The 21,886-nt window shown below is 42.2% G+C and carries 18 protein-coding genes; 3 read left to right on the top strand and 15 right to left on the bottom strand.

Features of this window, described 5'->3' with window-relative positions; translation table 11 throughout:
* Positions 1–3 precede the first annotated feature (3 nt).
* The 10 genes from DSL64_RS18650 to glpK form a co-directional block, all read right to left on the bottom strand.
* The gene (locus tag DSL64_RS18650; RefSeq protein ID WP_115832432.1) at positions 4–876 is read right to left on the bottom strand and encodes an NAD kinase; all 873 of its coding nucleotides are present in this window, start codon (positions 874–876) and stop codon (positions 4–6) included.
* 87 nt (positions 877–963) lie between these two features.
* Entirely contained in the window at positions 964–1,665 is a 702-nt protein-coding gene (locus tag DSL64_RS28980) for a CBS domain-containing protein (RefSeq protein ID WP_310587855.1), read from the bottom strand.
* Between the two features lie 69 nt (positions 1,666–1,734).
* Positions 1,735–2,508 (bottom strand): alpha/beta fold hydrolase, encoded by a 774-nt coding sequence (locus DSL64_RS18640; RefSeq protein ID WP_115832431.1) that lies wholly within the window; start codon positions 2,506–2,508, stop codon positions 1,735–1,737.
* Positions 2,509–2,972: 464 nt separating this feature from the next.
* Positions 2,973–3,989 carry a polysaccharide biosynthesis protein gene (locus tag DSL64_RS18635; protein WP_115832430.1) on the bottom strand — a complete coding sequence of 339 codons (1,017 nt, stop codon included), beginning with the start codon at positions 3,987–3,989 and terminating at the stop codon, positions 2,973–2,975.
* 140 nt (positions 3,990–4,129) lie between these two features.
* Positions 4,130–5,527, bottom strand: a complete 1,398-nt coding sequence (locus DSL64_RS18630; protein WP_115832429.1) for an NADH-quinone oxidoreductase subunit N — start codon at positions 5,525–5,527, stop codon at positions 4,130–4,132.
* 100 nt (positions 5,528–5,627) lie between these two features.
* Positions 5,628–7,076 carry a complex I subunit 4 family protein gene (locus DSL64_RS18625; protein ID WP_115832428.1) on the bottom strand — a complete coding sequence of 483 codons (1,449 nt, stop codon included), beginning with the start codon at positions 7,074–7,076 and terminating at the stop codon, positions 5,628–5,630.
* Between the two features lie 44 nt (positions 7,077–7,120).
* On the bottom strand, positions 7,121–9,037 hold the full coding sequence (nuoL, locus tag DSL64_RS18620) for an NADH-quinone oxidoreductase subunit L (RefSeq protein WP_115832427.1): 1,917 nt from the start codon (positions 9,035–9,037) through the stop codon (positions 7,121–7,123).
* Between the two features lie 64 nt (positions 9,038–9,101).
* Positions 9,102–9,455, bottom strand: coding sequence for an NADH-quinone oxidoreductase subunit NuoK (nuoK, locus tag DSL64_RS18615; RefSeq protein ID WP_310587854.1), 354 nt, complete (start codon positions 9,453–9,455; stop codon positions 9,102–9,104).
* 157 nt (positions 9,456–9,612) lie between these two features.
* Entirely contained in the window at positions 9,613–10,422 is an 810-nt protein-coding gene (locus tag DSL64_RS18610) for a 3'-5' exonuclease (protein WP_115832448.1), read from the bottom strand.
* 152 nt (positions 10,423–10,574) lie between these two features.
* Positions 10,575–12,074 (bottom strand): glycerol kinase GlpK, encoded by a 1,500-nt coding sequence (gene glpK, locus DSL64_RS18605; protein WP_115832425.1) that lies wholly within the window; start codon positions 12,072–12,074, stop codon positions 10,575–10,577.
* Between the two features lie 350 nt (positions 12,075–12,424).
* Here glpK and pbpC point away from each other — a divergent pair, with 350 nt between their 5' ends.
* The gene (pbpC, locus tag DSL64_RS18600) at positions 12,425–14,719 is read left to right on the top strand and encodes a penicillin-binding protein 1C (RefSeq protein ID WP_199539440.1); all 2,295 of its coding nucleotides are present in this window, start codon (positions 12,425–12,427) and stop codon (positions 14,717–14,719) included.
* Between the two features lie 178 nt (positions 14,720–14,897).
* On the opposite strand, the gene DSL64_RS18595 is transcribed toward pbpC, so the two are convergent.
* The 4 genes from DSL64_RS18595 to DSL64_RS18580 all read right to left on the bottom strand — a co-directional run bounded on the left by DSL64_RS18595 (position 14,898) and on the right by DSL64_RS18580 (position 18,394).
* Positions 14,898–15,923: a M28 family peptidase gene (locus tag DSL64_RS18595; protein WP_115832423.1), complete on the bottom strand. Its 1,026-nt coding sequence runs from the start codon at positions 15,921–15,923 to the stop codon at positions 14,898–14,900.
* Positions 15,907–16,425, bottom strand: a complete 519-nt coding sequence (locus DSL64_RS18590; protein WP_115832422.1) for a DUF192 domain-containing protein — start codon at positions 16,423–16,425, stop codon at positions 15,907–15,909. The genes DSL64_RS18595 and DSL64_RS18590 overlap by 17 nt, the downstream gene beginning before the upstream one ends.
* A 3-nt stretch (positions 16,426–16,428) precedes the next feature.
* Positions 16,429–17,931, bottom strand: a complete 1,503-nt coding sequence (cysS, locus tag DSL64_RS18585) for a cysteine--tRNA ligase (protein WP_115832421.1) — start codon at positions 17,929–17,931, stop codon at positions 16,429–16,431.
* 76 nt (positions 17,932–18,007) lie between these two features.
* Positions 18,008–18,394 (bottom strand): DUF5618 family protein, encoded by a 387-nt coding sequence (locus DSL64_RS18580; RefSeq protein ID WP_115832420.1) that lies wholly within the window; start codon positions 18,392–18,394, stop codon positions 18,008–18,010.
* A 241-nt stretch (positions 18,395–18,635) separates the two neighbouring features.
* Here DSL64_RS18580 and DSL64_RS18575 point away from each other — a divergent pair, with 241 nt between their 5' ends.
* The gene (locus DSL64_RS18575) at positions 18,636–19,553 is read left to right on the top strand and encodes a PfkB family carbohydrate kinase (protein ID WP_115832419.1); all 918 of its coding nucleotides are present in this window, start codon (positions 18,636–18,638) and stop codon (positions 19,551–19,553) included.
* 145 nt (positions 19,554–19,698) lie between these two features.
* Positions 19,699–21,336 (top strand): glycerophosphodiester phosphodiesterase family protein, encoded by a 1,638-nt coding sequence (locus tag DSL64_RS18570; protein ID WP_115832418.1) that lies wholly within the window; start codon positions 19,699–19,701, stop codon positions 21,334–21,336.
* Between the two features lie 13 nt (positions 21,337–21,349).
* Here DSL64_RS18570 and DSL64_RS18565 read toward each other — a convergent pair whose 3' ends face one another.
* Positions 21,350–21,883, bottom strand: coding sequence for a DNA-3-methyladenine glycosylase I (locus DSL64_RS18565; RefSeq protein ID WP_115832417.1), 534 nt, complete (start codon positions 21,881–21,883; stop codon positions 21,350–21,352).
* Positions 21,884–21,886: the final 3 nt, after the last annotated feature.

Genomic DNA, 21,886 nt, shown 5'->3' with positions numbered 1-21,886 from the left:
GTGTTAATTCCGCATGTCAAGCCCCCAGGAAAGCTTGCTGCGCAAGGTATTGAGAAAGCTATCGTCGAGCATTTTGATAAGTCTTGCTCTGAAGTTAGCTTTTCGTATTGTTAGTTGCGTATTTTCATCGACAATACGTGACCTGGCATCCAAGGATATAAGGAAGTTATTGCTTCTGCTTTTAACTTCTAATCTTAACACAGCAGTATCTTCAACAACAAGAGGTCTTACGTTCAGGTTGTGGGGGCTGATAGGTGTTACTATGAAATTTTGTGAATGTGGTACAAGTACAGGGCCACCGCAACTGAGTGAGTAGCCGGTGGAACCGGTAGGAGTGGATATAATCAATCCATCGGCCCAATACGAATTCAAAAATTCGTCGTTGAGATAGGTATGTACCGTAATCATCGACGAGGTATCCGTTTTAGTAATCGTAAAATCGTTTAATCCGAAATTGATGCCATCGAAAAGATCGGCATTATCAATAGCAACGAGTGTTCTTTCGTCTATACGGTATTGGCCATTGTCAAGTGCCGTAATCATATCCGAAATTCTTTCAGGAGGAACTGTAGCCAGAAAACCGAGCCGGCCTACATTAATGCCAATTGCAGGAATTTCCTTTGCACCAACATGTGAGATAGTTTCGAGCAGTGTTCCGTCCCCTCCCATGCTCACGACCAGTTTTGTCCCGTCAAGGTCTTCCGGTTTATCGTAAACCAGAGAAGTTTTGTGAATTATTTCCTGCTGATCAAGAAATGTACGGAATGTGGGAGATAAGCTTACGTCAATTTCACGTTTTGCCAGTTCATTGAACATATTTTCAATGAAAGGGCGAGCGGACTCATTAAAGTTACGTCCGTGAATGGCTATCTTCATGGAAGAAAAAGTAGATCATGGTTTTGCCCGAAAGATACGCGACAATTACACCGATTCAAATACACGGGAATATTTAGTCAATCCGGATTATGTTGCCAGATACCGCAGAAGCATATCCAGCCTTTCCTGATCTAACGTTTCAATAGGGTCATTGGCATGTGCTTCCAGTATATCATAACCAAATCTTTCCAGTGTAGCTATGATGGGAGTGATGTGAGTACGATTGAGTTTAAGCGTCAGTCGTGATTCCTGTAACAGGTGCGAGGATTCTGAGGAAGAATAATAACTGCTTAAAATTTTAGTACCGTTGGATTCGATCAAACGACTGATTTCAGAAAGAGAATAATCCCTTTCTGCTACCTTCAATACCAGTACGGCTCCTTTTTCCTGTACACCCAGTTCATTGACGAATTGCTCTACCAGATCATTCAGTAAAATGCTGCCGGTAAGTATTTTGCCATCCCGTACAACGGGTATGATCGTAAGACCGAATTCGGTGACAAGTCTTAACAGTTCGTAGGGATGCTGATCTTCCAACGCATAAATATCTTCATGCTGGATAATAACACGCGAAAGGGTTTCGCTCGTGTCGTGGATATCGAAAAGGATATCCTGTGAAACAATTCCTTTGTAAAGTCCCGACTCTGCAACTATGAGCTGGCTGGTACGGAATTCATCCATCCAATCCAGAGCCGTGCTTACCTGGTCGGTAAGTTTCAGGGCAGGGATCATAGGATTTATAAGCGTAGTAGCCAGCATATTAATAGTGTAGTTTGCCGAATGTATCAAAAAAACAAGTATGTGTCAAATTTGGAAAAACTTTTAAAATAAAAAAGAGCCAATAAAGGCTCTTTACAACTATGCTACCGGAATGGAAACATGTTTTTCTAAAAAGCTCTCTAATATAACATTAAATTCCTGCGGGCGTTCCATCATAGGTGCGTGGCAGCATTTATCAATGAAATGTAATTCGGAATCCGAAATCAGCCGGTTAAACTCATAACCTACATGCGGAGGCGTGATGGTATCGTTCAGTCCCCACACAAGCAGAGTAGGAACGGTGATTTGATGCAGATCTTTCGCCAGATTGTGTCTTTGAGCTGATTTGGCAATTCCAACAATACTCATACACTTTGGAATGCTGGACGTTGTTTCAAACACTTCATCTATCAAATCTTTTGTAGCTACCGCCGGATCGTAGAATGTGTAAGCAACACGTTCGCGGATATAGTCATAACTTCCTCTTTTCGGAAAAGATCCTCCCATTGAATTCTCAAAAAGTCCGGAACTCCCTGTCAGAACAAGTTTATGTACATTGTCCTGGTTTTTTAGAGTATATAACAGACCAATGTGTCCTCCAAGGGAATTGCCGATGGCGGTAACATTGGTAAGGTTTTTAAAAGCAACAAATTCCTCCAGAAAAGCAAGTAATGCCTCCAGACCCGCCTCTCGCGGCGGAAGTTCATAAATTGGAAGAAGCGGGATAACAACCCTGTAACGGTCGGAAAAATAATCAATTATCCCGTCCCAGTTACTTAACGCACCGAAAAGGCCATGCAAAAGCAACAGAGTTTCGCCTTTTCCTTCATCGATAAATTGAAACTTGCCTTCGGCATGCACTGAATATTTCATTCTTTTGGTATTGGGGTTTATTATAGACTTGTAAAATAAAACTGCGAAGGTTTTCTATAACACATCAAAGAAACTACTGCATCATTCTGTCATTACACAAAACTAAGTATTTTTTTTGATTGAAAAACCCGAATCGTGTATCTGCGTCAGTTTTATTTTCTTGTAAATATTATATTTAAATAACTCTTATCCGCCAATTAACACAGAATGTTTCAATTTTAGTTCAATCACAATGCTAATTGTATTTGCATAAGACTCATGCACAGAGTATAATACGTAAAATTCTCTATTGCCATGCGGATTGACACAAAATCATTCACAACGAATATGTAAAATGTGCTCAAAACGAGAGTAATAAAGTCAATATAAAAGTATTTCTGCACACATATCCGATTAGAATTCTATTAGAATTTTAAGCCTGTAAATCAGCGCTATGCAACTTCACTATTCAGGCGATATGAATTTCAAAGTATACTTTTAAGTGCTAAGTTGAGTTCAGGTATTGTGGCGGTTTTTATTAATTTCCGTAGTTTTTTAATTCCTGCCTCAATTGTTGATTGGGAATTGGCTTCTGATTCAATAATTCTGATCTTGCCTTGATAGAGCCTGACCGTTTTTTCATGCAGGTATTGTAGTTCTTCATGTAGTTTTTCACCAGGTCGCAATCCTGTAAAAACAATATCAATATGTTGCCCTGGCTTTTGATATTTCGTGATCATACGGTTTGCCAGTTCAACAATAGAGAGAGGGTTTCCCATTTCAAAAATCATGATCTGACCGGATTTCCCGATCGCTGCGGCTTCGAGTACCAGCAATACAGATTCCTGAATTGTCATAAAGTAACGGGTCACCTCGGGATGGGTGATTTCAAGAGGCTTATTCTGCTTTATTCTATCCAGAAAAATAGGGTAAACTGAACCACTGGATCCTAGCACATTGCCGAATCGTGTGATGATAAATTGCGTATTGGTCTTCAAAGATTGAAGGTACAGTTCGCAAATCCGTTTTGAAAGCCCCATTATACTGGTTGGATTTACGGCTTTGTCGGTCGAAATAAAAACAAACTTCGAGACACCAAATTCAATTGCTAATGTCGCGAGAACGTGAGTGGCGAAGATATTATTTTTGATAGCTGGTATGAGCTGTGTTTCTAGTAAGTTCACATGTTTACAGGCTGCAGCATGAAATACAATTTCTGGTTTGTACTCAGAAAACAACCTCTTCATGTGATCAGGGTCGTTGATATCTGCCACCGGGGTAGATAATGTGCTTAGGGGAAAGTGCAATTTTAATCCCGCAATGCCAGATTCAGAATGATCAACAGCAACGATATGTGCAGGTTGATATTGAAGGGCTTGTTTTAACAATTCGCTGCCAATGGATCCGGCAGCGCCGGTAATCATTATTCTTTTTCCGTGGATGTAGTTTTCGATGTTACTTGAATCCAGGGTAATACTTTCACGTAAAAGTAATTGTTCCATAATTCTGTATCAGTGCGTGTGTAACCAGAGTAATAGTTTGAACAGCTTCTCTGGCAACCTTGATACGGCACAACGATAATTAGTAACAAAAAAAGGACCGCACGTCATGTACGGTCCTTCGCTTCAGTATTTTATAAGCTTTATATAATCCCTTCCAGCAGACCTGGTGCAATGCCAAACAATAGAGTGAAGAAAGTAGCCAGAACCAGAATCACCTGATAAAAAGGTGCAACCCGGATTTGACTTACATCGCCTTCTTTAAGATAGGCAGCGATAATCACGCGGAAGTAATAATAAATACCAACTGTCGACATCAAAACAGCAATAACAGTAATCCAGATTATACCTCTGTCTGCTGCACTGGTGAATACAAAAAACTTACCCCAGAAACCAGCTGTTAGTGGAATTCCTGCCAGTGACAACATGGATACCGTCAAAACGAATGCAAGGAAAGGATTGCTTTTAGCAAGCCCGTTAAATGCGTCGTAGCGTTCGTCTGGCTGTCCGTCGATAGTTTTTTCCTTCGATACTAAAATAAGTACAGCGAATGCACAAATCGTTGACAAAGAGTAAGCCAATGAGTAGAAAACAATTGCATTCTGAGTAGGCTTAGATAGTGCCGTTACTGCAATAAGTAAGTACCCTGCGTGGGAAATACCTGAGTAAGCAAGCATTCTTTTGAAACTGCTCTGGCTGGTTGCTCCGATATTACCAACCATTAGTGTTAGTATCGCAATGGCCGCTACAACGATCCACCAGAAGCTGTAAATATTAGTAAATGAATGATCCAGTAATCTGTAAATAGCAGCAAATCCTGCTGTTTTAACAATTGTAGACATGAACGTAGTGAAGATCGTTGGCGCTCCTTCATATACATCAGGCGTCCAGAAATGGAAAGGTGCTGCGGAAACTTTGAATAACATCCCGATCAGCAATAACAACAGACCCGCATAAAGGATGTAAGAGGGCATCGCGGCATGCCCGATGCTTACGAAGGCTTGTATTCCCGATAGACTAAAAGAGCCTGTAGCACCGTACAACAATGCCATTCCAAATAGCATGAAACCGGAAGCAAAAGCACCCATCAAAAAGTATTTCAAAGCGGCTTCGTTGGAACGAAGATTTCTTTTATTGCTACCAGTAAGGATATACATGGCAATAGAAAGTATTTCAACGCCTATAAACAGCATAATAAGATGCTCAAAACCGATCATCATGATGGCTCCCACAAGCGAAAGCAACATCAGTGCATAATATTCTGCGGGTTCGGAATCTGCATTGTCCTGAAAACCACCGGAAATCGCGACGATCATGAATGCCGATATAAGTACAATTCCGTTGAACGCAAGTGTGAGATTATTCACACGCAGCATGTCGTAGAAATAGAGTAGTGGCCCCTGGTTCCAGTCTACAAAATTGGAGGCTAAAGCAATAGCCAGAAATAGCAGGACGGATGGTAAAAGTATATTCTTAGATTTCGAAAACCCTAAAAAGAGTGTGACGATTCCAAAAACTGACAACAATACAATGGGATACATATATTACTTATTATCGTTTGTCACTAGGATTTAGCGAAGGACTGTTTACCGAATGGTTTCTGCTTTCGCTTTTTACTAATTTTATTTTGTCAGCGTCTGATTAGCTGGCAATTATTTTCAATATCTGCGTAATAGCTGGTTCTGAAATCTTCAGGAATGTATTAGGAAAAATTCCTATCCAGAATACCATAATGGCAAGTGGTAAAAGAACTGCACGCTCGCTTAGTGTAAGATCTTTAAAACCTTCCACCCAGTTGGACTTAGGTCCGAACATGGATTTCTGGTAAAGACGTAACATGTATACAGAACCAAGAATGATGGTAAGTCCGGCAATAGCTCCAAGCCATGCATTGTAACCAAATACTCCTGAAAGCAACAGGAATTCGCCGGGGAATCCATTCGTTAGTGGCAGAGCAACACTTCCCAACAGTAAAATCATGAAATAGATACTAAACTGAGGAGATGTTTGAGAAATACCACCGAGTTGATCCAGGTACCTTGTTTTAGTACGGGTTTGGATCAGATCCACCACATAGAACATACCTACGACGTTAATACCGTGAGCAAGCATCTGTACCATTGCTCCCTGTAATCCATTTGCAGAAAGAGAAAAAACACCTGCGGACATCAGGCCAACGTGGGCGAATGACGAATAGGCTACCAGACGTTTCATGTCTCTTTGCTGTATCGCGATGACGGATCCGTAGATAATACCAATTACTGAAAGTATTACAGCAAGTAATCCCCATGTTTCAACGCCGGCAGGTACAATCGGTAACAGTAATCTGATCAAACCGTAAACCCCCATTTTCAGCATAATACCCGAAAGTAGCATCGTGGCCTGTGTAGGGGATTCTGTATAGGTATCCGGCTGCCAGGTATGGAAGGGGAACAAAGGCATTTTGATAGCAAACGCGATAAAGAAAGCCCAGAAAACAAACCCTTGTGCAAGCGGACTCAGTTGCAGGTTATAGAATGCTGCAATTTCTGAGGTGTGCGTATCCGGTGTCTGATAGTATAGGAATACCAATGCAACAAGCATAAATAAACTACCAAACATGGTGTAGATAAAGAACTTAAAAGTGATTTTCGCCCTGTTTTCTCCTCCCCATACTGCCGCAAGAAAGTAAACCGGAATAAGTGCCGCTTCAAAGAAAAGATAGAACAGGAATGCATCTGTAGCGGTGAAAACACCTATGAGTGCTGCTTCCATGAATAAAATCAGAGCATAGAAAGTTGTCTGATTTTTGTAATCGTGACCGAAAGCAGATAGAATTATAAATGGTGTCAGAAAAGTAGTTAGTAAAACCAGAACCATGCTGATTCCGTCAATACTGCCTCCGAATGAGATTCCTGCGGATTGCAGCCAGTGATATTTAAATACAAACTGAGCGCCTGCCCCGGGATCGAACTGCGACCAGGCATAAACTGCCAGGCCTAATTCTGCCAAACCGCCGACTAACGCGACCTGTTTTGCAAGGCGTGAGCCGCTAGCCAGTGTAAGAACAGCGGCTGCAATAGGTAAAAGAATTAAAAGAAGAGTAAGCATATTTTCAAGTCAACGGTCAGCAACAGATGGTGAACGGTATAATATCAAAGTAACAGCTTCCAGAACAAGATCACTACAATTCCCAGGACCATAGCAAATACATAATCTCCCGTTGAACCAGTTTGGGTTTTTCTCAACAGAGATGCGAGGAACCGGATCAGACGTGCAGCTCCGTTTACGAACAGATCCACAAAGAACTCTCCGAAACTGTAAAAAGCATTAGACAGTGTTTTGGTAGGTTTTACAAAAACATTGTCATACAGTTCATCTACGTAATATTTGTTATAGATCAGGTTTTGAAGTGCTGATTTTTCTTCAGAATCAGGAGCTGGAACAGCAGATTTCTGAACGTACATCACATAAGCCGCTATCCCGGAGATGGCTGCTGCGGCAACTGAAATTCCCATTAACAGATATTCTTCTGAATGTGATAAAGCTGTCGGCAGGAATGCTTCCGGATTTACCTGACGTGCTGCATCGAACAACGGGTTCATAAATGCAGCAAGCTGATGTGAACCGTGTAGCGCTTCCGGAATTCCTATTGCTCCACCTACTGCAGACAATACTGCAAGGATAATCAATGGAATGGTCATACTGGCAGGCGATTCGTGCAGGTGGTGCTCTTGTTCATGTGTGCCTCTGAAAGTTCCAAAGAAAGTAAGGAATAAAAGGCGGAACATGTAGAAAGAAGTCATAATTGAGCCCAATACTCCGATTACCCAAAGGATTTTGTTGTGCTCAAATACATGCGCAAGAATTTCATCTTTCGAGAAAAATCCGGAAAATGGTGGCAAACCAGAGATTGCCCACGTTGCTATAAAGAACGTAAGAAAAGTAACTGGTAATTTCTTTCTTAACCCACCCATTGAACGGATATCCTGTTCGTCGGACATGGCGTGGATAACGCTACCTGCTCCAAGAAACAAAAGTGCTTTGAAAAATGCGTGGGTGATTACATGGAACATAGAAGCTGAATAAGCCATCGCTCCCAGACCCATGAACATATATCCCAGCTGACTTACAGTTGAATAAGCCAGAACCTTTTTAATATCATTTTGAAGTAAACCGATCGATGCGGCAAACAATGCAGTGGCAGCACCAATAATACCGACAATTTCAAGTGTTGATGGAGCAAGTGAATACAACACGTTGGAACGGATGACCATGTAAATACCTGCTGTTACCATGGTTGCTGCGTGAATCAGAGCAGATACAGGAGTTGGTCCTGCCATCGCATCCGGAAGCCATGTATATAGAGGAATTTGTGCCGATTTTCCCATCGCACCGATGAAAAGAAATGCGGTAATAGCGATAATAACAGGATCGCCAATCGAGAACGAAGTTGCTTTCGAGAAAACTTCCAGATATTCAACCGATCCGAATGTAGCAATGATTGTAAAGATACCTAACAGGAACCCAAGGTCACCTACACGGTTCATGATGAAGGCTTTACGTGCTGCATTGTTATAGTTGGTATTTTTGTTCCAGAACCCGATCAGGAGATAAGAGCAAAGTCCTACACCTTCCCACCCTATAAACATGACTACATAGTTAGAACCTAATACAAGTAGCAACATGAAGAAAAGGAAGAGATTCAGGTAAGCAAAGAACTTACCGAAACCTGAGTCATGGTGCATGTAGCCCATGGAGTAAATGTGGATCAGAGAACCTACACCCGTAATAATCAGGAGCATGAGCAAGGATAGCTGATCCACCTGAAAAGAGAACGGAATATTGAGGTTTCCCACTGTAATCCAGTCAAAAAGAGGTACGATTACAGGTTGGCTGCCAGCCCCAAGAAATGCATTGAACGTAAGCAGGGACAATACGAAGCTTCCCACAACAGCAAGCGTTCCTATAATTCCTGCCAGACTCTTAGGAATATGTGGAAAACCGAGTCCGTTGATCAGAAACCCGACCAGGGGCAATAAAGGAATTAGTACCAGTAATGATGGAGACATGTCTTTATTTGAACTATTGTTATTCTTTAATCATGGTTACTTTAGGCTTATTCAGCTTATCGGTTTACCATTTAAGTTTATTAAGAAATCCGATATCCGTATTTCTTGTATTCCTGTATATCATTACGATAATAGCCAGTCCGACAGCTACTTCTGCTGCAGCTACTGCCATGATGAAAAACACAAAAACCTGTCCGGCAGGGTCGGAACGGTAAGAGGAAAATGCAATAAGTAACAGGTTCGCAGCATTCAGCATCAACTCCACTGACATAAATATCACGATGGCATTCCGGCGGGTAAGTACACCCACTATACCGATCACAAATAAAAGAGTGCTCAGTATAAGGTAATGCAGAAGCGGAATATGCTGAATAATCTCAGGTATATTAGCGTTAGGTAACATAGGACTTGGGAACATAGCAGATAACCTTTATGGATATTCGAATTTTACTTAACTGATTCTTTCAGAGTAAGATGCATGTGTGCTTCTTTGTTGTCTCACTCTTTTTTTCTTGATTTCAGGCAAAAATAGCTATAAATAGTTCTTCCTGCCAATGCGTATTTGTGTACTGCTTTTATCGCTGTGTCAGTGCGCGTAATTTTATTTCTGTGAGCCTGCGCTTGGTATCCAATGGAAACTCAGCTTTCATCATCCAATCATAAAACGAAGGTTCATTCTTAAGAATATCGGTTACTTTCTTCCCGTTATGCTTTCCAAAATTGAACACTTCTTCACCTTTGTCGTTGAAAACCATACGACCTGCGAAGTCAATGATTTTAGAGGCAGTAAGGTCATGCAGTGCAGCCACGTCATTTTTCACGGGCTCATATTCAACCCCTTTCGAATCCAGCACTTTCACCCCTTCATACTTGGCTATTTGTCCTTGTAATACTTCAAATGTAGCCAATGTATCAGCTTCTGCTCCGTGAGCACCTATCAGCGTTTTGCCACAGTAGAACTTGTAGGCCGCGGAAAGGTTTCTTGGTTCCATCATATGAAAAATACGTTGTGTGTCAACGCATTTTCTATTTTTTACATCAAATTCAACACCCACGCGCAAAAACTCTTCAACCAGCATTGGTATGTCAAATCTATTGCTGTTAAAACCTGCCAGATCGCATCCTTCCAGAAATACAGCCAGATTTTTTGCTATGCTCTTAAAAGTCGGGGAGTCCTTTACGTCCTCGTCATAAATTCCGTGAATAAGGCTACTTTCCAGCGGGATGGGCATTTCCGGATTCACTCGTCTTGTACGCACTTCTGTCTCACCATTTGGCAGTGCTTTCACCACGGATAACTCCACGATACGGTCACGGGCAACATTCACTCCAGTAGTTTCAAGATCAAAAAAAGCTAGCGGCTTTTTCAGATGAAGGGTATGCATACGGTACTCCGGTTTAATTAATACGGCGAAGTTACGGTTTACATGGTTACAGCCCAAAATATGTGATCAGTTTCAATTTTAAGCTTTCTTTTTTATATTCATTCTAAATTCGAAAAGTGAAACACAAGCTTCATACGTTGATTTTTCAACTTTTAATCCATCCAGGCGTAGGATTTTGTTACAGCCTTTTGCCAGCCTCTATATAATTCATCTCTCTTTACCGCTGGCATTTCCGGACTCCACGTGTGAGCAACGGCCCAGTTCTGGCGCAGTTCATCAGTATTGTTCCAGTAACCCACGGCCAAGCCTGCTGCATAAGCTGCACCAAGGGCAGTTGTTTCTGCTACAGCTGGGGACACAACCTGCGTATCAAGAATATCGGATTGAAATTGCATAAGCAATTGATTCAGAACCATACCGCCATCCACTCTGAGTGAAGAGAGTTTGATACCCGAATCCTGTTCCATTGCGTTCACGACGTCGAGGGTTTGGTATGCTGTTGCCTCCAATACAGCTCTGGCAATATGTCCTTTGTTGACGTAGCGGGTCAGGCCTGCAATAACTCCGCGCGCGTCGTTACGCCAGTAAGGGGCATACAGACCGGAAAATGCAGGAACGAAATATGCTCCGCCATTATCGTCTACAGTTTTTGCCAGTTTTTCTATATCTGAGCTGTTTTTGATCAATCCGAGGTTGTCCCGAACCCATTGTACAAGTGCTCCGGTTACAGCTACACTTCCTTCAAGGGCATAATGAACCGGATTATTGCCAAATTGATAAGCAACGGTAGTAAGCAGACCATTTTCTGACGTTTTAATTTCACTGCCGGTATTCATGACAAGGAAGCAGCCGGTACCGTATGTATTCTTGGCCATACCTGGTTCAAAACAGGTTTGTCCTACAAGTGCAGCGTGCTGATCTCCCAAATCTCCGGCAACAGGTACGCCTGGTAATACTTCATTTGTAACAGTTCCGTATATCTCGCTGCTGCTTTTGATTGCAGGTAGCATGATGGCAGGAATATTATAAGCATCCAGCATTTTTTGATCCCATTGCAATGTGCGCAGGTTCATTAACTGGGTACGACTGGCATTCGTCACATCAGTTACGTGAATTCCTCCATGCACTCCGCCAGTTAAATGCCAGATCAGGAATGTATCCATATTGCCAAAAAGTGCCTCTCCTTTCTCTGCATCAGCGCGTAATCCGCTTACGTTTTCAAGCAGCCATTGCAATTTGAGACCGCTGAAATAAGTGGAAACTGGTAGGCCTGTAATATCCCTGAACTGATTGAGACCACCTTCTTTTTCGTATTTCGCCACCAGGTCGGTAGTTCGTGTATCCTGCCAAACCAGAGCATTATGATAAGGTTTGCCCGTTCTTTTATTCCATGCGACAGTGGTTTCCCGTTGATTAGTGATGCCAATGGCTGCAATATCCGACGAGGTGGCTGAAACATGAATACGTGCGATGGCAATAACTTCCAATGTATTTTTCCAGATTTCCTCCGGATTATGTTCTACCCAGCCTGGTTGAGGATAAATCTGCTCGTGTTCCTTTTGCCCGACCGAAACAATCTTTCCCTGGTGATTGAAAAGTATGCAACGGGTACTGGTTGTTCCCTGATCTATGGCAGCAATATATTTTGACATAATAGTATTATGATTGGCTTATTTTGCAATAAAGGAAGTAAATAATGAAATTTAATTGTGATGCACAAATTCCCCCGGTCTGCATATGCAAGCGGCTGGGCGAAGCTTGCAGTTCTATTTATATTTTAGAAAGGCTGTGCTAATACCGTTCAGACCGCTATCGCGTTCAGACCGGAGGCTTTTCGGTCTTCGCGACTCGGTCTGCATGCGTGAGCAGGCTGAACGAATACTGCAGTTCTATATATATTGTAAGAAGGATGTTGCTAATACCGTTCAGACCACTAGCGCGTTCAGACCGGGAGGAATTATTCATACATTTACACTACTAAATACTTCTCCATTTGATACGTATCAGTAAAAAATCATTCAAAAGGACAGCCATCTTCGTGGCTTGTATAGTTTTGATTTTTTTGTTGCTTGATACAGTTTTTCCCTTCAAACCTCATATTCAATATGCTACTCAGGTCACGGCTCATGACGGTGTGGTACTCAGCGCTTTTTTAAGTAGAGATGATAAGTGGAGAATGTATGCGAATGAGAAGGAAATTACGCCTCAACTGATCAAAACGCTTGTCCACAAGGAAGATCAGTACTTCTATTACCATCCCGGCGTGAATCCTTTCGCAATGAGCAGGGCGGCATTTAGAAATATTTCATCCGGACGACGTACTTCCGGTGCTTCCACGATCACCATGCAGGTAGCCCGTTTACTTCATCCGCGTCCCCGCACTTACCTGAATAAGATTATTGAAATATTTCGTGCTTTACAGCTCGAACTACATTTTTCAAAGTCTGAGATTCTCCAGTTTTATTTCAATCTGGTACCGTACGGAGGAAATATAGAGGGTATTAAAGCGGCTTCTCTGTTGTATTTTGGTAAACCGCCGCAATTACTTAGTCTTGCAGAAATCACTACTTTGACAATTGTACCTAATCGTCCGTCGAGCCTGCAGCCTGGTGTTCAGAATAATGCATTATTGGAAGCCAGAAATACGTGGTTGCTTCGATTTCAGGATGAAGGATTGTTTGAAGAGCATGTAATTCGTGATGCCATTGCAGAGCCTATACATATCAAAAGGAGAGGAGTACCCCGGCTGGCTCCTCATTTATCTGTAAAGTTACAAAGGGAGTTTGCGGACCAACCGGTTATTAGAACAAATTTGAAATTGCAGCAGCAACGACAAACAGAGGAGCAGGTAAGTAATTACATTAATCGTTTGCGTGGACAAAATATCCACAATGCTGCAGTGTTGGTAGTGAATAATGAAACTATGGAAGTTGAAGCTTACGTAGGTTCGGCAGACTTTAATAATCCTTACGATGGCGGACAGGTGGACGGGATCAGAGCGGTGCGTTCACCAGGCAGTACACTGAAACCTTTGTTATATGCATCAGCTTTCGATCAGGGAATAATTACACCGAAAAAAGTTTTGAATGATGTACCCGGCAACTTCTCAGGTTATGAGCCTGAAAACTTTGATCGTCATTTTAACGGGCCGGTCACTACAGAATTTGCTCTTGCTAACTCCCTGAATATTCCTGCAGTGAGAATTTTGAAAGAAATGGGTACATCTTCTTTAATCAATCAACTTAAAAAGTCGGGCTTTCAGACGGTGAAGAAACAAGAAAAAGAGCTTGGATTGTCTATGATACTGGGTGGGTGCGGGGTGACACTGGAAGAACTAACACGACTTTTTGCATCCTTTGCTAATGATGGTAATTTTCAGCCTTTACAATATGTTAAGGAGCAGAAAAAAACTGGTAAGACAAATCATATTGTTTCGAAAGATGCTGCTTATTTGATTACCGATATACTGACGCAAATCACAAGACCCGATCTGCCAGCGAACTTTGACAACACTTATCACCTTCCTAAGATTGCCTGGAAAACAGGAACTTCCTACGGCAAGCGTGATGCCTGGAGCATTGGTTATAACAAACGTTATACGGTTGGCGTATGGGTTGGCAACTTTTCGGGAGAAGGTGTACCCGAGCTCAGCGGCGCCAACACCGCTACGCCTCTGCTTTTTTCAATATTCAATTCACTGGATTATAATTCTCCGAAAGGTTGGTACCACGCTCCGGAGAATGTACAGTTGCGGAAGGTGTGTGCAGTAAGTGGTGATATCCCGTCCGACTTTTGTGACCATCAAATTGTAGATAGGTACATTATGGGTGTGTCGGCTTATCGTAGATGTTCACACATGCGTTACATTTTTACCGATGGTAAAGTCTCTTATTGTACGTATTGTTTGCCTGAGAAAGATTTTGGGAAAAAAGCATATGCCAATCTGGCTGCTGAACTGATTGCATATTATGAGCAGCAAAAGATTCCTTATCCCAAACTTCCGCCACATAATCCTTTGTGTGAGCGGGTTTTTCATGACGGCGCACCAATCATAGTTAGTCCGAACGAAGGGAGTGAATACTTTATCAGAAAAGATGAACCGCAACAAATACAGCTGGCCTGTCAGGCGGCGAATGATGTAGAGGCAGTTTTTTGGTACGTCAACGATAAGTTATTCAAAAAGACTAATCCTAATGAGCCCGTATTCGTCAGTCCGCCTTTGGGGAGGGTAAAAATATCCTGTAGCGATGACAAGGGAAGGAACAGCGATTTGTGGATTAAGGTGAGTTCTTTTTAAGTCAGAACTTTGTCATTGATAGTCAGGAATTGTCAAGTATGGTCAGGTGCGGTCCATGGATTGTCAGGATTAGTCATTCAATGGCATAAATTGTTTTTCAGGATCTTTTCCTGACTACAAATGACTACACACGCCCATAAGTGACCAGCTCTAGCCACTATATGACGCCCTGTTCCCTTTACATCACCTCTGGTTGTGCTTCCTGAAACAGAACCTGTATCAGCGTTTGACCTACAGCTTTTAAGGTTTTCGGATCAATATTCTCCATTGTATCATGCGTGGTATGCCAATCTTTGAAGAATGTATTGGCGATGTTATCGGCGTTTGTATGGATAATGTCAATCATTGGAATTTTAGCCGTTTCGTTCACAGGTACGTGATCATCAGTAATAGCTGAACCTCTTTTATCCACAAAATAATTGCTGTATCCCAGTTGCGCAGCCAGATCCCAAACTGTTTTTACAACTCCTCCGGCCAGGTCAACAGAATAACCCTCTTTCAGGAAAGTGGCATTTTTCGCTCCTACCATATCAAGAAGCACTCCGAAATAGGCAGTATAGCCAGGAACATGTTTGTTCGCTGCCCAATATTGGGATCCCAGGCAGTACCCGCTGAATTTATCCTTAGCCTCTCCATCTGAACTGCCCCAATCTTCGGCATCAAAAAATATAATATCGACCCCAATATCTGGTTTGGTTTGGAGTGAAGAAAGAGTTCGTGCTATTTCGAGCAAAACACCTACACCGCTGGCGCCATCATTTGCAGCGACAACAGGTTTGTCTTTACTGACTGAGTCCTGATCAGAATAGGGACGGGAATCCCAATGTGATGCCAGAAGAATACGTTTTGATGCAGAGGGGTTGAAGCTCCCGATGATATTCCGGGCTTTCAGTTTGTGGTTATCATAGGTTGTGGCAGTGAAGTTTTGCTCTGTTACTTCCAAACCCAATTTTTTAAGCGTAGCTACCAGATAATCTCCGCATTTAACGTGAGCGACGCTATTCGGTACTCTTGGGCCAAAATCTACCTGTTTTTGAATAAATGAATAAGCCGAATCAGCATTGAAGGCAGGCGCTGTTGCCAGCTTGATGGCCTGTTCCGTGGTTTGTTCAGAATTGGTACTTGTATTACAGCTGTAGATTAAAACCGATACGGATAGCAGTATTACAGCTTTCTGAAATAAATTTTTAAAATGAAATAACATCACCTGGCTTTATATCATTACGATCACTGAATCCGGCATTTACCTCCACCACATACTGTGCAGTGCCATTGGAAGGGAGACTTTCTTCGGAAAAAGGTTTCGTGTGTTTTTGAATAGAAATGATTTTTTTTCCGGCATCAACATACATGATGTCGAGAGGAATCTGGGTGTTCTTCATCCAGAAACCAAGTTCACGGGCTTCAGGAAAGATAAAGAGCATTCCGGTAGAATCGGGAATGTAAGGGCGGTACATGAGCCCTTTATTTCGTTCTGCGTCATTCTCGGCAATTTCAACATCAATTTTGACAATCTTTTTGCCATCGCGAAGAAAGACCACTTCTCCTTCTTTGGTTATAGGTTCAGGAGAGGCAGTTTCCGGCACATCAACCTGACGTGCCGGCGGTGTTTTTTCAGTAAGATACGGAGCCAGCATATAGGCAACTCCTCCCAGCAGAAAAACTGCAAGAAGCGTGTAAGCAAATATAGACTGCCGGTTTCTCATCTGTTATTCTTCGTAAGCCCAGTCTATCCTGATTTTTGTATCATGAATAGCAAGGCCTTGTTTTTTGAAATAGGAACGGATTTCGTCTACTTTCTCGTAATTCCTGGTTTGCTTGTATTCTCTGTAAAGGTTCAGCATTCCATCCAGTACGGCACTTCCCTCCGTCAGTTCTTCTTTAAGGCCCAATACATCTTCGAAGAAAGAAATGAATTTAGACTTCAGTTCATTGAAAACTTCCTCTCCCAAAGCGGCCGTACTCAATTGTCCAAGGTTAAGCATATTCACATATTTCACCATATTGAACAAGTTTGCAAAAGCAACAGCTGTATTGAGGTCGTCGTTCATAGCTGCGTAGAAGCCTTCAATTGATTTCTTAATATCAGCTATTTTCTTTTCGTCTGCCTGAGCTTCGGTGTCCTCTGAAAATGACATTCTCTTAATATTCCGGATTGCATTTGCCAGTCTCTTATAGCCTTTTTGAGCCGCTTTTAGTGCATCATTAGAAAAATCAAGTGTACTCCTGTATTGGCTTTGCAGCATAAAAAATCGTACCGTCATCGGACTGTAAGCCTGTTCCAATAATTCATGATCCCCGGAGAATAATTCAGCGGGCAGGAATGAGTTATTGAGTGACTTGGACATTTTTTGACCATTGACTGTCAGCATGTTGGTGTGCATCCAGTATCTTACAGGCTCGGTATCGGTCAAGGCTTTTCCCTGAGCAATTTCGCACTCGTGGTGCGGGAATTTCAGATCCATTCCGCCACCGTGTATATCGAATTGTTTGCCCAGGTATTTAGCACTCATGCAAGTACATTCGAGGTGCCATCCCGGAAAACCCATACCCCATGGAGAATCCCATTGCATGATATGTTCGGGACTGGCTTTTTTCCAAAGTGCAAAATCGAGCGGATTCAGTTTTTCAGCCTGACCGTCCAGTTCACGGGTTTCATTCAACAAATCTTCAATAATTCTGCCTGAAAGTTTTCCATAATCGTTTCCGGCAGCCTGGTACTTGTTGATATCGAAATAGACAGATCCATTTGACTCGTAGGCCAGCCCTTTGTTAATCAGCGCTTGTACTGCTTCTATTTGTTCAATCAAATGCCCTGTTGCAGTAGGTTCGATACTTGGAGGCAGCAGGTTGAAAGTGGCTGATACATCGTGGAAGTCGTTGGTATAGCGTTGAACGATCTCCATAGGCTCCAGCTTCTGAAGCTTCGCCATTTTGCCAATTTTATCTTCGCCTTCGTCCCCATCGCCTACAAGGTGGCCAACGTCTGTGATATTTCTGACATATCTGACCTTATATCCGATGTGCGTTAGGTATCGGAAAAGAATGTCAAAGGATAAAAAAGTGCGGATGTTTCCTAAATGGACATTGTTGTAGACCGTTGGCCCACATACATACATACCCACGTATGGAGCGGCAAGAGGTTCAAACAGATCTTTATTACGTGTAAGTGTATTAAAAATTCTTAGCGGCTGGTAGGTGATCTCGGCCATGTAATTGTTACTTTCTTTTAAATATCTGATTTCGGTACTTATGTTTCTTACAAGCCCGAACAACAACTTTGTCTTTTCATTTCGAATGAGGTGTTAGTCTGTTTTCAACCCAGTTAATTATTTTCTCAGCGTTGTCTATTCCTAATTTTGCTATCTGAGCACTTCTGGTTCCCTCATAACCCATATCAAGATGTAAAATTTGATATGCTGTCGCGAAATCTGAAGTTATTTTTTTATCCAGACCAGATAATTCCTTCTGGTACCATTCAACACTCTTTCTGGTTTTCTTCTTTTTCTCACCAAGCAATTCATCAAGTGCCAGCAAAATACCCGTGTAAGCGGTGTGTCCGGCAATTTTGACATACTTTTTATCCTGATATAAGCCATCTTCTTTTCTTGCATTGTTGCTCAGAAATCCTTTGGCGTTATCAATATGTCTGCGTGCTTCAGAAATGGCTTCCATTGTCAATAATAGTTTAAGGTTTGATGAAGTATATGTCACTAACTCGTAAATTATCAACAGAATCTTTTGCTCAAATATCCGGCTTCCTGCAAAAATAGCAAATACCCATGATTGATTGCCAACTGTTTAGCATAATACAAATCAGGCGAATACGCAATTCAGCTGTTTTCTTTATCTTCGCAGCGTTTTTTGAATAGAATAAACATTTGAAACATACTTAAAATCAATACAATACTACTTTATGAGTTTACTAACAGTTGGATCTGTCGCATTTGATGCTCTTGAAACCCCATTCGGGAAAACCGATAAAATCATAGGTGGCGCCGCTACATATATTACTTTGTCTGCTTCTTATTTTACCAAAGAAAATAATCTGGTAGCAGTTGTAGGAGGTGATTTTCCTCAAAGTATGATCAGTCTGTTGGAAGAACACGGTGTGAATACAGAAGGTTTGGAGATCATTTCTGATGGCAAGACTTTCTTCTGGTCTGGTAAATATCATGAAGATATGAACACGCGCGACACCCTTGAAACACAACTGAATGTAATGGAGCATTTCGATCCGATCATTCCCGATTCATACCAGTCGACGCAGTTCTTGATGTTGGGTAATACGGTGCCTGCTACTCAGAAGCTGGTAATTGAGCGTATGGCAAACCGCCCTAAGCTGATTATGCTGGATACGATGAATCTTTGGATGAATATCGCGCTTGAAGACCTGAAAGAAGTGATCAGCATGGTGGATGTTGTGACCATCAACGATGAAGAAGCACGCCAGCTATCCGGAGAATATTCCTTGCGAAAGGCTGCAGCCAAAATTATGGCAATGGGACCTAAAACGCTTATCATTAAAAAGGGTGAACATGGGGCTCTTTTATTCCAGGGCGATCGTATTTTCTATGCGCCTGCATTGCCATTGGAGGAAGTTTTCGATCCGACAGGAGCAGGAGATACTTTTGCAGGAGGATTTATAGGTTATCTGGCGAGTACTGGAGATATCTCTTTTGAGAATATGAAACGTGCCATTATTTATGGTTCAGCAATGGCCTCTTTCTGTGTTGAGAAATTCGGAACGGAGCGATTGGTTAACCTTACTCAGGAAGAAATTAATGAGCGTGTACAGCAGTTCGTAAATTTGTCGAGCTTCGAAATCGCTTGAAAATAGCTTCGATGTATGGAAATGCACACTTGTATTTCCATACATTTTTTGTGAATACCATTGTCCGGGGAGACTTTTTTAAGAATAGCCCTTCTGCCTTCTTCCTTAGTATACATGCTGATGTTTGTCTCAAACGATGCATAAGATGTATACTTCAATCAACAACCGATATTATCTGCTTCTATTTTTTTGCCTGATCAATACGTCCGTATTCTCACAGGCTGTTTTGCCTTTTTCCAAAAATAAGCTGGTCGTTATCGCTCACAGAGGAAATCATGTGGATGTTCCTGAAAATACCATTGCCTCGTTCAAGGAAGCCATTAAGGCTGGTGCTGATTATGTGGAAGTGGATCTGCGCACCAGTAAAGATGGACAACTTGTGGTCGTACATGATGCCACTGTAGATCGTACAACTGATGGTAAAGGCAGGGTTGCTGATTTGACATTGGCAGAACTACGCGCCCTGAAAGTATTAAACGGAGAGAAGAAATCGCACCGGATTCCTGAATTCAAAGAGGTACTGAAAGTTTGTAAGGGGGAAATCAACATTTACCTTGATTTCAAAGAAGCTGATGTAACACAAACCTGGGAGCAAATCCGTGATGCTGGAATGGAAAAGCAGGTGGTCGTATATCTCAATAAAATACCCCAGTACAAACAATGGCGCAATGTAGCTCCGCAAATGCCATTGATGACAAGTCTGATCGACGAGGTGAAAAACAGCGCGCAGCTGAATATTTTTCTGGGGCAGGTGAAAATTGAAGTTCTGGATAATATAGCGAGCCCTGACATGGTACGAACCGCCGGAGAAAAGGGGGTGGCAGTATGGCTGGATGTACAAAATCCTTCGGAAGGCCCCGACACCTGGGAAGAAGCTTTGGCTAAAGGTGTACATGGATTGCAAACGGATCATCCGGCAAAACTTGTGGCATTTTTGAAAGATAAGGGGTGGAGGAATGCTGTTCCCGCTACGGCAGTGCTTCGAACCGAAAAAAAGAAATCTGGCTATATAACGCTGAAAAATATAAAGTACGCCGATGCTGCCGGTAATGAAAATCTGCTGGATGCCTATGTTCCCCGCAATCATACGGATTCAACCCGGGTGATTGTTTACATCCATGGCGGTTCCTGGAGCAGAGGAGATAAAAGTGAATTTCCTGAGGCTTTTATAGAGGAATTGGTAGGGAAAAGGGGATATGCGGTAGTTTCTATGAATTACAGGCTGGTAAAGGATGGAAAAGATCTTTTTCCCGCACAGATTACGGATGTTGAAAAAGCGCTGAAATTTCTGACTGACAAATCGAAAAAATATAAATACAATGGTAGTGAGTTTGTGCTGATGGGTGGAAGTGCAGGAGCGCATCTGGCCATGTTATACGCTTACGGACATAATACAGAAAAGAAGGTAAAAGGTGTCGTGGATCTCTGGGGGCCTACCGACCTGACAGATAAAACGGTTCGGGCGGATGGCAGTGATGCAGATAATACAGTAATCAGGTTTTTAGGAGAAAAAGACCCGAATGCGCAAATTGCGAAAGATGCGAGTCCGTCGTACCATCTCACGAAAGAGACTGGTGTGCCGACTATTCTGTTTCATGGAGGTCAGGATCCTCTGGTACATGTTAGTCAGGCTGAAAACTTATACAAAAAACTGTTGAGTATGGGTGTTCCTGCGCAGTATGAATTGTATCCGGAAGATAAACATGGGATGAGTGCAGGCTCAATGGTAGACGTAATGGAAAAAATGCTGGTTTGGCTTGAAAAAACATATCCTGCCAGGTAAGCAGGATATTGTATTAAATCAGATGAATTCTTTTATAGATCGGGCAGTCAGGGATGTGCGCTCCCGGCAAATAACCCGTGCTCATCAGAAATTCGTTTACAATTTCTCCTCCTGTGAATTTGAAAGTTTTTTTGAAAAGCTTTATCCATTCCGCTTTACTCAGAGACTTGTGCGCATCCAGCCAGCCCTTAAACGTTCTGAATTCTTTTCTTAGCTCCAATATCTTTTGTGCGTTCACGATAGCAGCATTTATTTTTAGTTTATTACGAATAACGCCGGCATCCTGCATCAGCCTTTCCCGATCAGATTCATCATATGCTGCGATTTTTTCGATAGAGAATTGGTCATACGATGCCCGGAAGCTGGCCTGCTTCCGGAGCATGAGTGTCCAGCTCAGACCCGCCTGGTTTATTTCAAGTATAAATCTTCCGAACAGTTCGTCATCCTCCTCAATCGGAAACCCATACTGATGATCGTGGTAATGTTTATTCAGTAAATAATCCGGCTGTTCCGAAACCTGATTGTTGATATAATGGCAATACGACATAGC

The organism is Dyadobacter luteus (assembly GCF_003383615.1).
Lineage (GTDB): Bacteria > Bacteroidota > Bacteroidia > Cytophagales > Spirosomataceae > Dyadobacter > Dyadobacter luteus.
The sequence above is the reverse complement of the archived record's forward strand: the minus strand, read 5'-3'. Positions and strand labels throughout refer to the sequence as shown.

Bases quoted from the DNA above. Each gene is read 5' to 3' on its own strand.
- DSL64_RS18650 (WP_115832432.1), bottom strand. From the start codon at position 876: ATGAAGATAGCCATTCACGGACGTAACTTTAATGAGTCCGCTCGCCCT.
- DSL64_RS18640 (WP_115832431.1), bottom strand. From the start codon at position 2,508: ATGAAATATTCAGTGCATGCCGAAGGCAAGTTTCAATTTATCGATGAA.
- DSL64_RS18635 (WP_115832430.1), bottom strand. From the start codon at position 3,989: ATGGAACAATTACTTTTACGTGAAAGTATTACCCTGGATTCAAGTAAC.
- DSL64_RS18630 (WP_115832429.1), bottom strand. From the start codon at position 5,527: ATGTATCCCATTGTATTGTTGTCAGTTTTTGGAATCGTCACACTCTTT.
- DSL64_RS18625 (WP_115832428.1), bottom strand. From the start codon at position 7,076: ATGCTTACTCTTCTTTTAATTCTTTTACCTATTGCAGCCGCTGTTCTT.
- nuoL (WP_115832427.1), bottom strand. From the start codon at position 9,037: ATGTCTCCATCATTACTGGTACTAATTCCTTTATTGCCCCTGGTCGGG.
- nuoK (WP_310587854.1), bottom strand. From the start codon at position 9,455: ATGTTCCCAAGTCCTATGTTACCTAACGCTAATATACCTGAGATTATT.
- DSL64_RS18610 (WP_115832448.1), bottom strand. From the start codon at position 10,422: ATGCATACCCTTCATCTGAAAAAGCCGCTAGCTTTTTTTGATCTTGAA.
- glpK (WP_115832425.1), bottom strand. From the start codon at position 12,074: ATGTCAAAATATATTGCTGCCATAGATCAGGGAACAACCAGTACCCGT.
- DSL64_RS18595 (WP_115832423.1), bottom strand. From the start codon at position 15,923: ATGTTATTTCATTTTAAAAATTTATTTCAGAAAGCTGTAATACTGCTA.
- DSL64_RS18590 (WP_115832422.1), bottom strand. From the start codon at position 16,425: ATGAGAAACCGGCAGTCTATATTTGCTTACACGCTTCTTGCAGTTTTT.
- cysS (WP_115832421.1), bottom strand. From the start codon at position 17,931: ATGGCCGAGATCACCTACCAGCCGCTAAGAATTTTTAATACACTTACA.
- DSL64_RS18580 (WP_115832420.1), bottom strand. From the start codon at position 18,394: ATGGAAGCCATTTCTGAAGCACGCAGACATATTGATAACGCCAAAGGA.
- DSL64_RS18575 (WP_115832419.1), top strand. From the start codon at position 18,636: ATGAGTTTACTAACAGTTGGATCTGTCGCATTTGATGCTCTTGAAACC.
- DSL64_RS18570 (WP_115832418.1), top strand. From the start codon at position 19,699: ATGTATACTTCAATCAACAACCGATATTATCTGCTTCTATTTTTTTGC.
- DSL64_RS18565 (WP_115832417.1), bottom strand. From the start codon at position 21,883: ATGTCGTATTGCCATTATATCAACAATCAGGTTTCGGAACAGCCGGAT.